The sequence below is a fragment of the Streptococcus sp. 3613 genome (assembly GCF_013277375.1).
GTDB classification, from domain to species: domain Bacteria; phylum Bacillota; class Bacilli; order Lactobacillales; family Streptococcaceae; genus Streptococcus; species Streptococcus pseudopneumoniae.
Genome location: NZ_VMMV01000007.1, coordinates 1 through 14,211, shown reverse-complemented (window position 1 = coordinate 14,211; position 14,211 = coordinate 1). Strand labels below are relative to the sequence as shown.

The 14,211-nt window shown below is 40.4% G+C and carries 12 protein-coding genes and 1 pseudogene; 11 read left to right on the top strand and 2 right to left on the bottom strand.

Annotated elements, in window-relative coordinates; translation table 11 throughout:
* Window positions 1-149: 149 nt before the first annotated feature.
* The 9 genes from rpmB (at window position 150) to HT708_RS00830 (ending at window position 8,779) form a co-directional block, all read left to right on the top strand.
* On the top strand, window positions 150-338 hold the full coding sequence (rpmB, locus tag HT708_RS00870) for a 50S ribosomal protein L28 (protein WP_001140948.1): 189 nt from the start codon (window positions 150-152) through the stop codon (window positions 336-338).
* 154 nt (window positions 339-492) lie between these two features.
* The gene (locus HT708_RS00865) at window positions 493-858 is read left to right on the top strand and encodes an Asp23/Gls24 family envelope stress response protein (RefSeq protein WP_000216436.1); all 366 of its coding nucleotides are present in this window, start codon (window positions 493-495) and stop codon (window positions 856-858) included.
* A 2-nt stretch (window positions 859-860) separates the two neighbouring features.
* Window positions 861-2,528, top strand: a complete 1,668-nt coding sequence (locus HT708_RS00860) for a DAK2 domain-containing protein (RefSeq protein ID WP_000036650.1) — start codon at window positions 861-863, stop codon at window positions 2,526-2,528.
* Between the two features lie 205 nt (window positions 2,529-2,733).
* The gene (locus HT708_RS00855; RefSeq protein WP_000411733.1) at window positions 2,734-4,434 is read left to right on the top strand and encodes an acetolactate synthase large subunit; all 1,701 of its coding nucleotides are present in this window, start codon (window positions 2,734-2,736) and stop codon (window positions 4,432-4,434) included.
* Complete coding sequence (gene ilvN / locus HT708_RS00850; RefSeq protein ID WP_001253803.1) at window positions 4,427-4,903, top strand: acetolactate synthase small subunit; 477 nt, start codon at window positions 4,427-4,429, stop codon at window positions 4,901-4,903. Before HT708_RS00855 ends, ilvN begins: the two co-directional genes overlap by 8 nt.
* A gap of 65 nt (window positions 4,904-4,968) precedes the next feature.
* The gene (gene ilvC, locus HT708_RS00845) at window positions 4,969-5,991 is read left to right on the top strand and encodes a ketol-acid reductoisomerase (protein ID WP_000290683.1); all 1,023 of its coding nucleotides are present in this window, start codon (window positions 4,969-4,971) and stop codon (window positions 5,989-5,991) included.
* Window positions 5,992-6,075: 84 nt separating this feature from the next.
* Complete coding sequence (locus HT708_RS00840) at window positions 6,076-6,432, top strand: hypothetical protein (RefSeq protein WP_001027903.1); 357 nt, start codon at window positions 6,076-6,078, stop codon at window positions 6,430-6,432.
* Between the two features lie 50 nt (window positions 6,433-6,482).
* Entirely contained in the window at window positions 6,483-7,733 is a 1,251-nt protein-coding gene (gene ilvA / locus HT708_RS00835; protein ID WP_000952969.1) for a threonine ammonia-lyase IlvA, read from the top strand.
* Between the two features lie 830 nt (window positions 7,734-8,563).
* Window positions 8,564-8,779, top strand: a complete 216-nt coding sequence (locus HT708_RS00830) for a hypothetical protein (protein ID WP_001130036.1) — start codon at window positions 8,564-8,566, stop codon at window positions 8,777-8,779.
* A gap of 108 nt (window positions 8,780-8,887) precedes the next feature.
* On the opposite strand, the gene HT708_RS00825 is transcribed toward HT708_RS00830, so the two are convergent.
* Both HT708_RS00825 and HT708_RS00820 read right to left on the bottom strand, forming a co-directional pair.
* On the bottom strand, window positions 8,888-9,628 hold the full coding sequence (locus HT708_RS00825; RefSeq protein ID WP_000189488.1) for an amino acid ABC transporter ATP-binding protein: 741 nt from the start codon (window positions 9,626-9,628) through the stop codon (window positions 8,888-8,890).
* On the bottom strand, window positions 9,628-11,193 hold the full coding sequence (locus HT708_RS00820) for an ABC transporter substrate-binding protein/permease (protein ID WP_023937414.1): 1,566 nt from the start codon (window positions 11,191-11,193) through the stop codon (window positions 9,628-9,630). The genes HT708_RS00825 and HT708_RS00820 overlap by 1 nt, the downstream gene beginning before the upstream one ends.
* 137 nt (window positions 11,194-11,330) lie before the next feature.
* Here HT708_RS00820 and HT708_RS00815 point away from each other — a divergent pair.
* A pseudogene (locus HT708_RS00815) lies at window positions 11,331-13,221 on the top strand (DUF2207 domain-containing protein).
* Window positions 13,222-13,280: 59 nt separating this feature from the next.
* Window positions 13,281-14,126 (top strand): undecaprenyl-diphosphate phosphatase, encoded by an 846-nt coding sequence (locus HT708_RS00810; protein WP_172925873.1) that lies wholly within the window; start codon window positions 13,281-13,283, stop codon window positions 14,124-14,126.
* The last annotated feature ends 85 nt before the right edge of the window (window positions 14,127-14,211 follow it).

The following is a 14,211-nucleotide window of genomic DNA, read 5'->3' as shown; positions in this document are numbered from 1 at the left end:
TCATTATAGAACTTTCAATATCACATTCGAATCACAATAAATAAAAAAATCTTCCAATTCCCTTGCAAAAATGAAGAAAGTGTGATAACATAGTACGGTATGTAGTGCTAGCACATCCGCTATATTAGATTTAATAGGAGGAAAACACAATGGCTAAAGTATGTTACTTTACAGGTCGTAAGACTGTATCAGGAAACAACCGTTCACACGCGATGAACCAAACAAAACGTGCCGTAAAACCAAACCTTCAAAAAGTTACTGTTCTTATCGATGGTAAACCTAAAAAAGTTTGGGCTTCAGCTCGCGCTTTGAAATCAGGTAAAGTTGAACGCGTTTAATAATAAAAGCAAGGAGACCTCAGGGTCTTTTTCTTTTGACATAGTGAAAAAATCATTTTAAAAGCAGAGTAAATATCCGCTGATACAGTATTCTGCTTTTACACTTGGGCTGAAATATGATAAAATAGAGTATCAACTAGTTGAGGTAAAAAGGATGACTGTAAAAATTAATACAAAAGATGGTCAAATCGAACTAACAGATGAAGTGATTGCAACCGTCGTAGGTGGAGCAGCAACTGAAATTTTTGGTGTGGTCGGTATGGCTAGTAAAAATGCCCTCAAAGATAATTTCCAAGCCCTTCTAGGTAAGGAAAATTATTCCAAAGGTGTCGTCGTAAAGGCAGCCGAAGATGGAAGCATTGCAGTTGATGTGTATACCGTGTTAAGCTACGGAACAAAGATTAGTGAAGTGTCAAAAAACATTCAAGAGCGTGTTGCCTTTAGCTTGGAAAACCAGCTTGGAATTACTGCTCAGACTGTAAATGTTTACATTCAAAATATCAAAGTTGTAGGAGAATAACCGTGTCAAAAATTACTACTAGCTTATTTCAAGAAATGGTGCAGGCTGCATCAACTCGCTTGAATAAGCAAGCTGAATATGTCAATTCATTAAACGTCTTCCCTGTTCCAGATGGAGATACTGGAACAAACATGGGGATGACCATCGAAAATGGAGCTAAAGAAGTTGCAGACAAGCCGGCTTCTACAGTTGGAGAGGTAGCGAGCATTCTTGCTAAAGGGCTTTTGATGGGTGCGCGTGGGAACTCAGGAGTTATTATGTCTCAGCTTTTCCGTGGATTTTCACAAGCCATCAAGGATAAAGACGAGTTAACAGGTCAAGACTTGGCCCTTGCCTTCCAATCAGGTGTTGAAGTTGCCTATAAGGCAGTGATGAAACCAGTTGAAGGAACGATTTTGACAGTTTCTCGTGGGGCTGCTATCGGTGCTAAGAAAAAAGCTGAGCAAACAGATGATGCTGTTGAAGTCATGCGCGCAGCCTTGGAAGGTGCTAAAACAGCTCTAACTAAAACGCCAGACATGCTTCCAGTATTGAAGGAAGTTGGCGTTGTGGACTCAGGTGGTCAAGGATTGGTCTTTATCTACGAAGGTTTCCTTTCTGCCCTTACTGGTGAATATATTGCATCTGAGGACTTTGTAGCGACTCCTGCCAATATGAGTGAAATGATCAATGCAGAGCACCACAAGTCTGTGGCTGGTCATGTGGCGACTGAGGATATCAACTTTGGTTACTGTACTGAAATCATGGTAGCTCTTAAGCAAGGTCCAACCTATGCCAAAGATTTTGACTACGATGAATTCCGTAACTACTTGAATGAACTTGGAGATTCTCTCCTCGTTGTCAATGATGATGAAATCGTCAAAGTCCATGTCCATACAGAAGATCCAGGACTTGTCATGCAAGAAGGTCTAAAATATGGTAGCTTGGTCAAGGTAAAAGTTGACAATATGCGTAACCAACACGAAGCACAGATTGAGAAAGAAACTGCCCAAGTTAGCAAGCCAGCTGAAGAAAAAGAGTATGCTTTGATTGCTGTGGTGGCTGGTAAAGGTCTAGCAGATATCTTCCGTTCTCAAGGTGTGGATTATGTTATCGAAGGCGGTCAAACCATGAACCCTTCAACAGAAGACTTTATCAAGGCTGTTGAACAGGTCAATGCCCGTAACATCATCTTCCTGCCAAATAACAAGAATATCTTCATGGCAGCTCAATCTGCGGCAGAAGTTTTGGAGCAACCAGCAGTAGTGGTAGAGGCTCGCACTCTTCCTCAAGGTTTGACAAGTCTTCTTGCCTTTGATTCAAGCAAGTCCATTGAAGAAAACCAAGAGCGTATGACAGCTGCTCTTAGCGATGTCGTTAGCGGAAGCGTCACAACAGCCGTGCGTGATACAACGATCGATGGTTTAGAAATCCATGAAAACGATAATCTAGGTATGGTGGATGGGAAAATCCTCGTGTCAAACCCTGACATGCACCAAACCTTGGCAGAAACTTTGAAACATATGTTGGATGAAGACAGTGAAATCGTAACCTTCTATGTCGGTGAAGACGGAAGCGAAGAACTTGCCAATGAAATCGCTCAAGAAATCGCAGAAGAATTTGAGGATCTTGAAGTTGAAATCCACCAAGGTCAACAACCTGTTTACCCCTATCTATTTAGTGTGGAATAAGAGCCGATTAATGAAGGACTGAGAAATCAGTTCTTTTTTCTTTTTTAGTAAATGAAAACGGTATCTTTTTAATAAAAACAAAAATAACATTCATAAATAAACGTTAAAATAGAAAATTCAGAAAATTTCTTCTTTTCTCTTGAAAATTTTTTAAAAAATGGTATGATAGTAACAAGTTATTTTTAAGAGGAAAGAAAGGGGAACAATGGAGAAAATCAGTTTAGAATCTCCTAAGACGGGTTCGGACCTAGTTTTGGAAACACTTCGTGATTTAGGAATTGATACCATCTTTGGTTATCCTGGTGGTGCAGTCTTGCCTTTTTATGATGCGATATATAATTTTAAAGGTATTCACCACATTCTAGGACGCCATGAGCAAGGTTGTCTGCATGAAGCTGAAGGTTATGCTAAATCAACTGGAAAGTTGGGTGTTGCCGTCGTTACTAGCGGACCGGGAGCAACAAATGCCATTACAGGGATTGCGGATGCCATGAGCGATAGTGTTCCCCTTTTGGTCTTTACAGGTCAGGTAGGGCGAGCAGGGATTGGGAAGGATGCCTTTCAGGAGGCAGACATCGTGGGAATTACCATGCCAATCACTAAGTACAATTACCAAGTTCGTGAGACAGCTGATATTCCGCGTATCATTACGGAAGCTGTCCATATCGCAACTACAGGTCGACCAGGGCCAGTCGTAATTGACCTACCTAAAGACGTATCTGCTTTAGAAACAGACTTCATCTATTCACCAGAAGTGAACCTACCAAGCTATCAGCCGACTCTTGAGCCAAATGATATGCAAATCAAGAAAATCTTGAAGCAATTGTCCAAGGCTAAAAAGCCAGTCTTGTTAGCTGGTGGTGGAATTAGTTATGCTGAGGCTGCGGCAGAATTAAATGAATTTGCAGAACGCTATCAAATTCCAGTCGTAACAACTCTCTTAGGTCAAGGAACAATTGCAACGACTCACCCACTCTTCCTTGGAATGGGGGGGATGCACGGTTCTTTCGCAGCGAATATTGCCATGACAGAGACGGACTTTATGATTAGTATTGGCTCTCGTTTTGATGACCGTTTGACAGGAAATCCAAAGACTTTTGCTAAGAATTCTAAGGTTGCCCATATTGATATTGACCCAGCCGAGATTGGCAAGATTATCAGTGCAGATATTCCTGTAGTTGGAGATGCTAAGAAAGCCTTGCAAATGTTGCTAGCAGAACCGACAGTTCATAACAATACTGAGAAATGGATTGAGAAAGTTACTAAAGACAAGAACCGTGTTCGTTCTTATGATAAGAAAGAGCGTGTGGTTCAACCGCAAGCAGTTATTGAACGCATTGGTGAATTGACGAATGGAGATGCCATTGTGGTAACAGATGTTGGTCAACACCAAATGTGGACAGCCCAGTATTATCCCTACCAAAATGAACGTCAGTTAGTGACTTCAGGTGGTTTAGGAACCATGGGATTCGGAATTCCAGCAGCAATCGGGGCTAAAATTGCTAACCCAGATAAGGAAGTAGTCTTGTTTGTTGGGGATGGTGGTTTCCAAATGACCAACCAGGAGTTGGCTATTTTGAATATTTACAAAGTGCCAATCAAGGTGGTTATGCTGAACAATCATTCACTTGGAATGGTTCGCCAGTGGCAGGAATCCTTCTATGAAGGAAGAACATCAGAGTCGGTCTTTGATACCCTTCCTGATTTCCAATTGATGGCGCAGGCTTATGGTATTAAAAACTATAAGTTTGACAATCCTGAGACCTTGGCTCAAGACCTTGAAGTCATCACTGAGCATGTTCCTATGCTAATTGAGGTAGATATTTCTCGTAAGGAACAGGTGTTACCAATGGTACCGGCTGGTAAGAGTAATCATGAGATGTTGGGGGTGAAGTTCCATGCGTAGAATGTTAACAGCAAAACTACAAAATCGTTCAGGAGTCCTCAATCGCTTTACAGGTGTCTTATCTCGTCGTCAGGTTAATATTGAAAGCATCTCTGTTGGAGCAACAGAAGATCCGAATGTATCGCGTATCACCATTATTATTGATGTTGCTTCTCATGATGAAGTGGAGCAAATTATCAAGCAACTCAATCGTCAGATTGATGTGATTCGCATTCGTGATATTACAGACAAGCCTCATTTGGAGCGCGAGGTGATTTTGGTTAAGATGTCAGCGCCAGCTGAGAAGCGAGCTGAGATTCTAGCGATTATTCAACCTTTCCGTGCAACAGTGGTAGACGTAGCGCCAAGCTCGATTACCATTCAGATGACAGGAAATGCTGAAAAGAGTGAAGCTCTATTACGAGTCATTCGACCATACGGTATTCGCAATATTGCTCGAACGGGTGCAACTGGATTTACCCGTGACTAAAAATCCAACTTAAATTTGTTAAACCAGCCTAAAAGGCAATAAATGATAGAAAAGAGAGAAAAACTATGGCAGTTCAAATGGAATACGAAAAAGATGTTAAAGTAGCAGCACTTGACGGTAAAAAAATCGCCGTTATCGGTTATGGTTCACAAGGACATGCGCATGCTCAAAACTTGCGTGACTCAGGTCGCGATGTCATCATCGGTGTACGTCCAGGTAAATCTTTTGACAAAGCAAAAGAAGATGGATTTGACACTTACACAGTAGCAGAAGCAACTAAATTGGCTGATGTTATCATGATTTTGGCACCAGACGAAATCCAACAAGAATTGTACGAAGCGGAAATCGCTCCAAACTTGGAAGCTGGGAATGCAGTTGGATTTGCTCATGGTTTCAACATTCACTTCGAATTTATCAAAGTTCCTGCGGATGTAGATGTCTTTATGTGTGCTCCTAAAGGACCAGGGCACTTGGTACGCCGTACTTACGAAGAAGGATTTGGTGTACCAGCTCTTTACGCAGTATACCAAGATGCAACAGGAAATGCGAAAAACATTGCTATGGACTGGTGTAAAGGTGTTGGAGCAGCTCGTGTAGGTCTTCTTGAAACAACATACAAAGAAGAAACTGAAGAAGATTTGTTTGGTGAACAAGCTGTACTTTGTGGTGGTTTGACTGCCCTTATCGAAGCAGGTTTCGAAGTCTTGACAGAAGCAGGTTACGCTCCAGAATTGGCTTACTTTGAAGTTCTTCACGAAATGAAATTGATCGTTGACTTGATCTATGAAGGTGGATTCAAGAAAATGCGTCAATCTATTTCAAACACTGCTGAATACGGTGACTATGTATCAGGTCCACGTGTGATTACTGAGCAAGTTAAAGAAAATATGAAAGCTGTCTTGGCAGACATCCAAAATGGTAAATTTGCAAATGACTTTGTAAATGACTATAAAGCTGGACGTCCAAAATTGACTGCTTACCGTGAACAAGCAGCTAACCTTGAAATTGAAAAAGTTGGTGCAGAATTGCGTAAAGCAATGCCTTTCGTTGGTAAAAACGACGATGATGCATTCAAAATCTATAACTAATTAGAAAGCAAAGAATTTTGCTTAAAATAGTAGCTTCAGCTATTCATGGGATATTAGATATACTTATTTAGGGGTTGAAATCATATGAATATTACCAATTTGTTTTCTATCAAGACAGGATGTGATGAAACTGATAGGCAACTGCAAAAATTATTTTTTCAGTTGGATTTACAATTGGGAGAATTGACAGATCAACTAAGAAAATTAGATTCTAATTTTGTTTCTCGTAGTCAATTTGTAGACACGCTGGATTTGAATGATGTAGAATATAAAGAAGTTTTAAACTATTTTATCTTCCATCGTAATGATAGTGAAGAAAGTTTGGCAGAATGGTTATATGATTGGATTTCCACAAATCGTTATGAACTTCCTAAAGAGTTTTCAATTCGTATGGCTCATAAATATCATGAAAGTGTTGCTGAAGTTTTTGGAGATGAATAACTAAAAAAACAGTCATTAGTGACTGTTTTTTATAGAAAAAGAGGTTTTATATGTTAAGTTCAAAAGATATTATCAAGGCTCATAAGGTCTTGAATGGTGTGGTTGTGAATACCCCACTGGATTACGACCATTATTTATCGGAGAAGTATGGTGCTAAGATTTATTTGAAAAAAGAAAATGCCCAGCGTGTTCGTTCCTTTAAAATTCGTGGTGCCTATTATGCTATTTCTCAGCTCAGCAAGGAAGAACGTGAGCGTGGGGTAGTCTGTGCTTCTGCGGGAAATCATGCGCAGGGAGTTGCCTATACTTGTAATGAGATGAAAATTCCTGCTACTATTTTTATGCCCATTACCACTCCGCAACAAAAGATTGGTCAGGTTCGCTTTTTTGGTGGGGATTTTGTAACCATTAAACTAGTTGGAGATACCTTTGATGCCTCAGCCAAAGCAGCTCAAGAATTTACAGTCTCTGAAAATCGTACCTTTATTGCTCCCTTTGATGATACTCATGTCCAAGCGGGTCAAGGAACAGTTGCTTATGAGATTTTAGAAGAAGCTCGAAAAGAATCGATTGACTTTGATGCTGTCTTGGTCCCTGTTGGTGGTGGCGGTCTCATTGCCGGGGTTTCTACCTATATCAAGGAAACAAGTCCAGAAATTGAAGTCATTGGGGTAGAGGCTAATGGAGCGCGTTCCATGAAAGCTGCTTTTGAAGCTGGTGGACCTGTTAAACTCAAAGAAATTGACAAATTTGCGGATGGGATTGCTGTGCAAAAGGTAGGACAGTTGACCTATGAAGCAACGCGTCAACATGTTCAAACTTTGGTAGGTGTCGATGAGGGATTGATTTCTGAAACTTTGATTGACCTCTACTCTAAGCAAGGGATTGTTGCAGAACCTGCTGGAGCAGCTAGTATCGCCTCTTTAGAGGTTTTAGCTGAATATATCAAGGGGAAAACCATTTGTTGTATCATTTCTGGAGGGAATAATGATATCAACCGTATGCCAGAAATGGAAGAGCGTGCCTTGATTTATGATGGGATCAAACATTACTTTGTGGTCAATTTCCCACAGCGTCCAGGAGCTTTGCGTGAGTTTGTAAATGATATCTTGGGGCCAAATGATGATATCACCCGTTTTGAGTATATCAAGCGAGCTAGTAAGGGAACAGGTCCAGTATTGATTGGGATCGCTTTGGCAGATAAGCATGATTATGCAGGCTTAATTCGTCGAATGGAAGGTTTTGATCCAGCTTATATTAACTTAAATGGGAATGAAACGCTCTATAATATGCTTGTCTGAGGACTAATAAAAAAATATCATATTATTTGCACAACTAATGTATAGGTGTTATAATGATAGTGAAGAAAGGGGGCGATTCCTATGGTTTTAGGAAGCTTATCGTGCTATTTCTACTACAACTCACTATAACACCTATTATTTTCGATTCTGTTTATATTAAGGCGGCAGAATTACTTACTATATATAAGGAAATTTTTTGAAATCCCCAATTGTATATATCCCTAATTTGAGATTTCTCTAAATATAATAGGAATCAAAAAAAATAATCAATGTTTGTGAGATGACTGCTAGGTGAGTTGGTCGAAAAAACTCGTGAGATAGACAATAGTGCTAGACATGCAATAGCTAGTGATACTGATTTTAAATGACTAGCTGGAAAGTGGATATGTAATCAGAAGATGCAAGATTGTACAAAGTAAGTAGTACCGGTTGTGAAATGGATAAGATATAGATAAGGACAGGAAAGGAACCAAAGAAGGAGAAAGAAAACGGAATGATTTAGAGATAGTGAGGAGTGAAAGACTATCTTTAGTGGGCTTGTTGATTTAAAAGGAATAGATAGAATGAAATAGTAAATCCTGTCTATCCTATTAAGAAACTGGTATTCAGCATACGTGAATATTTTTACAAATTTAAAGTTTAATAATGCAATTGTTTTTTAGGAGCATACTGATGGGTTATAGTAAGCGGAAAACTATATATTATCGGCTTTAAAAAGGAAGTAAGAAGATTCTGGGTCATTTATTTTATTGAATATATGTTTTTTTATTGACAAAAGTAGTAAAAACGTATACAATTAAGTATTGTAAAGAAGAAAATAGGAGAAAAACATGGCTAAGTCAAACTTTGAAAAAGTAGAATCAGTTGTTGGCTGGGTTCGTGATAAGAAAATCACAGGCTACCGTATCTCTAAGGAAACGAATGCGCGTGAAATGTCTATCATTGCTCTGGCGCAGGGTCGTGCAAAAGTAAAAAATATTTCATTTGAAACAGCCCTAGGCCTAATTGATTTCTATGAAAAAAATCATGAAAAATTTGAAGATTAATCTTTGGATAACGGCGGATTCTTGACCCTCAAGTAGTAGAGATAGAGAATCTGCCTTTTCATTTTGAGGACAGCAAAAAGACTGCACGGTTGAGGCAGCCTTTTCTTTTTATTTGAGATAGCGTTGAAGGAATTCTTTTGTACGGTCTTCTTTAGGATTGGTGAAGAGATCTTCTGGTTTGCCTTCTTCAGCAATCACACCCTTATCCATAAAGATAACACGGTGAGAGACATCACGGGCGAATTCCATTTCGTGGGTTACGACAATCATGGTCAAGCCTTCCTGAGCCAGATCTTGCATGATTTTGAGGACTTCTCCAACCATTTCTGGATCGAGAGCTGATGTTGGTTCATCAAAGAGAATAGCGTCCGGATTCATGGAGAGGGCACGAGCGATGGCCACACGTTGTTTTTGACCCCCTGAGAGTTGTCTTGGCTTCGCTTGCCAGTAGCGTTCTCCCATGCCGACTTTTTCTAGGTTTTCTTTGGCAGTCTTTTCAGCTTCTGTGCGTTCGCGTTTAAGGACAGTTGTCTGAGCGACAATTGTGTTTTCAAGCACGTTGAGATTTTCAAAGAGGTTAAAGGATTGGAACACCATCCCCAACTTTTCACGGTATTGCGTGAGGTCATAGCCTTTTTCGAGGACATTTTGTCCATGATAAAGGATTTGTCCATCAGTTGGTGTTTCAAGTAGGTTGATGGAGCGTAGGAAGGTCGATTTCCCGCTTCCAGAGCTTCCGATGATAGAGATTACCTCTCCCTTGTGGACAGTGAGTGAAATGTCTTTTAGCACTTCGTTTTGGCCATAGGATTTTTTGAGGTGTTTAATTTCAAGGATTGCTTGTGTCATTATTTAAAATCCTCCGTTTGTATTTGGTTAGCACCTGTAGTATAGGTATCCATGTCCATTCTGCGTTCGATGAAGCGTAGGATACGTGTTACGGTGAAGGTGAGGACAAAGTAAATCACGGCGATGATTGTAAATGTCTGGAAGTATTGATAGGTTTGAGTTGCCACGGTATTTCCTGAGAAATAAAGTTCGACAACAGAGATAACGTTCAATACAGATGTATCTTTGATATTGATGACAAATTCATTACCAGTTGCAGGTAGGATGTTACGGACAACCTGAGGCAGGACAATCTTACGCATGGTTTGGTTATGGGTCATACCAAGAGCAGTAGCAGCTTCAAATTGTCCCTTGTCAACTGCTAGGATACCACCACGGACGATTTCAGTCATGTAGGCACCAGTGTTAATCGAAACGATGAAGATAGCAGCCAGTGTGCGATCAAGGTTGATACCGAAAGCTTGGGCAGTTCCATAGTAGATAACCATCGATTGAACGATCATTGGCGTACCACGGAAAATTTCAATGTAGACATTGAGGATCCAGCCGACTAGTTTTTGTAGGCTATAAATGGCTTTATTTTCAGAGAGAGGAGCAGTACGGAAAACACCAATGGCAAGTCCAATAATGAGACCTGTGATAGTTCCGACGATAGAGATTAAAAGGGTGACACCCGCACCACGCAAGAGTTGTTGCCAGTTTTCAGAAAGAATTTTAGCGACTTGGCTGAAGAAACTACTGCTAGTCTCTTCAGTTGTTGTAGATTCGGCAGGTTGTTCCTTGATCATACGATCCATCAAGGCAACTTGGTCATCTTTTGAAATGGTTTCGATGCTGGCATTGATTTGGCTAATACGATTGTCATCTTTACGAAGTCCAATGGCGATAGCTGTATCTTCTTCCCCAGTTTTGAAACCTGGTTCTACTTGGACCATCTTGAACTTAGAGTTAGCAGCTTCAGCAGTCAGAGCTTCTGGGCGTTCAGAAACATAGGCATCGATGACACCAGCCTCAAGAGCTTGGCGCATTTGAGCGAAGTCTCCCATAGCTGTTTCTTTTTTAGCACCTAAGATTTGTGCAATCAAGTCGTAGAGGTAGACACCTTGTTGAGAAGTGATTTTCGCACCATTAAAGTCATCCAAAGATTTAGCATTTGCGTAGGCAGAATCTTTTTTGATAAGCAAAACTGGTTCGCTAGTGTAGTAACTGCTTGAAAAGGCAATTTCTTGTTTACGCTCGGCAGTAGGACTCATACCTGCGATAATCATGTCAATCTTACCAGAAGTAAGGGCAGGGACTAGACCTTCCCACTTGGTTTTAACAACCAAAGGTTCTTTACCTAAGTCCTTAGCGATTTTCTTGGCGATTTGAACATCGTATCCGTTGGCATACTGGTTGGTTCCATCGATTTTGACAGCTCCATTGCTATCATCATCCTGGGTCCAGTTAAAGGGGGCATATGCTGCTTCCATCCCGATGCGTAAATATTCATCGGCTTGAGCAACATTGACAAGTCCTAGCATCAGCAAGAGACTTGTGAAAATAGATAAGTATATTTTTCTCATGATTTCTCCTATTCTAATCTATTAAAAAATAACTGTCTCCTATTTTATCGAAAAATGCGTAATTTTTCAACATAAGTAAGCCTTTACTTACGAAAAAATGCTATAATGATAAGAAAGATAAAAAGGGGGCTTAGTTGATGAAAAAAACTTTTTTCTTACTGATGTTTGGCTTGTTTTGCCTTCTGCCACTTTCTGTTTTCGCCATTGATTTCAAGATAAACTCTTACCAAGGGGATTTGTATATTCATGCAGACAATACGGCAGAATTTAGACAAAAGATAGTTTATCAGTTTGAGGAGGACTTTAAGGGCCAAATCGTGGGACTTGGACGTGCTGGCAAGATGCCTAGTGGATTTGACATTGATCCTCATCCAAAGGTTCAGGCTGCGAAAAATGGTGCTGAACTAGCAGACGTTACGAGCGAAGTGACAGAAGAAGCGAATGGTTATACTGTGAGAGTCTATAATCCAGGCCAGGAAGGCGACACAGTTGAAGTTGAGCTTACATGGAACTTAAAAAATTTGCTTTTCCTATATGATGACATTGCTGAATTAAATTGGCAACCTTTAACAGATAGTTCAGGGGCTATTGGCAAGTTTGAATTTCATGTAAGGGGAGACAAGGGAGCTGAAAAAACTCTTTTTCCATACAGGGAAACTTTTTAGAGAGGGAACGATTGAAAAGAGTAGCCTTGATTATACTATTCGTTTGGACAATCTTCCGGCTAAGCGTGGAGTTGAATTGCATGCCTATTGGCCTCGAACTGATTTTGCTAGCGCTAGGGATCAGGGATTGAAAGGAAATCATTTAGAAGAATTTAATAAGGTAGAAGACTCGATTGTTAAAGAAAAAGAGCAAAGTAAACAACTCCTTGCTTGGGTCTTACCTTCGATACTTTCTATCTCCTTGTTATTGAGTGTCTGCTTCTATTTTATCTATAGAAGAAAGACCACTCCTTCAGTCAAATATGCCAAAAATCATCGTCTCTATGAACCACCAATGGAATTAGAGCCTATGGTTTTATCAGAGGCTGTCTACTCGACCTCCTTGGAGGAAGTGAGTCCCTTGGTCAAGGGGGCTGGCAAATTCACCTTTGACCAACTTATTCAAGCTACCTTGCTAGATGTGATAGACCGTGGAAATGTCTCTATCATTTCAGAAGGAGATGCAGTTGGTTTGAGGCTAGTAAAAGAAGATGGTTTGTCAAGCTTTGAGAAAGACTGTCTAAATCTGGCTTTTTCAGGCAAAAAAGAAGAAACTCTTTCCAATTTGTTTGCGGATTACAAGGTATCTGATAGTCTTTATCGTAGAGCAAAAGTCTCTGATGAAAAACGGATTCAAGCAAAGGGGCGTCAGCTTAAATCTTCTTTCGAAGCAGTATTAAAAGAGATGCAAGAAGGGGTCAGAGACAGGGTTTTCTTCTGGGGGCTCCCAGATTACTATCGTCCTTTAACTGGTGGGGAAAAGGCCTTGCAAGTGGGTATGGGACTCTCCACTATCTTGCCCCTATTTATTGGATTTGGTTTGTTCTTGTACAGTTTGGACGTTTATGGCTATCTTTACCTCCCCTTGCCAATACTTGGTTTTCTAGGTTTGGTTTTGGCTGTTTTCTATTATTGGAAGCTTCGATTAGATAATCGTGATGGTGTCCTAAATGAAGCAGGAGCAGAGGTCTACTATCTCTGGACCAGTTTTGAAAATATGTTGCGTGAGATTGCGCGATTGGATCAGGCTGAATTGGAAAGTATTGTGGTCTGGAATCGCCTCTTGGTCTATGCGACCTTATTTGGCTATGCGGACAAGGTCAGCCATTTGATGAAGGTTCATCAGATTCAACTGGAAAATCCAGATATCAACCTCTATGTAGCTTATGGCTGGCACAGTATGTTTTATCATTCAAGCGCGCAAATGAGCCATTATGCCAGTGTCGCAAATACAGCAAGTACCTACTCTGTATCTTCTGGAAGTGGAAGTTCTGGCGGTGGTTTCTCTGGAGGCGGAGGTGGTGGAAGTATCGGTGCCTTTTAAAGAGAACTGCCATAGATTGAAAAATATGCTATAATGGAAGATAGAAAAAGGAGTAATCTATGTATCTTATTGAAATTTTAAAATCTATCTTCTTCGGGATTGTTGAAGGAATTACGGAATGGTTGCCGATTTCCAGTACAGGTCACTTGATTTTAGCAGAGGAATTTATCCAATACCAAAATCAAAACGAAGCCTTTGTGTCCATGTTTAATGTCGTGATTCAGCTTGGTGCGATTTTGGCGGTCATGGTAATCTACTTTAACAAGCTCAATCCTTTCAAACCGACTAAGGACAAGCAGGAAGTTCGTAAGACTTGGAGACTATGGCTGAAGGTCTTGATTGCGACCTTGCCTTTACTTGCCGTCTTTAAGTTTGATGATTGGTTTGATACCCACTTCCATAACATGGTTTCTGTTGCTCTCATGTTGATTATCTATGGGATTGCCTTTATCTATTTGGAAAAACGTAATAAAGCGCGTGCTATCGAGCCAAGTGTGACAGAGTTGGACAAGCTTCCTTATACAACAGCTTTCTATATCGGACTCTTCCAAGTTCTTGCCCTTTTACCAGGGACAAGCCGTTCTGGAGCTACAATCGTCGGTGGTTTGTTAAATGGAACCAGTCGTTCAGTTGTGACAGAATTTACCTTCTATCTAGGGATTCCTGTTATGTTTGGAGCTAGTGCCTTAAAGATTTTCAAATTTTTGAAAGCAGGACAGCTCTTGAGCTTTGGACAATTGTTCTTGCTCTTGGTTGCGATGGGAGTCGCTTTTGCAGTCAGCATGGTGGCTATTCGCTTTTTGACAAGTTATGTGAAAAAACACGATTTTACCCTTTTTGGTAAATACCGCATCGTGCTTGGTAGTGTCTTGCTACTTTACAGTTTTGTCCGTTTATTTGTATAAGAAAAACCTTGAAGGGGCAGCTCTTCAAGGTTTTATACTCTTTGAAAATCTCTTCAGACCGCGTCAGCTCTATCTGCAACCTCAA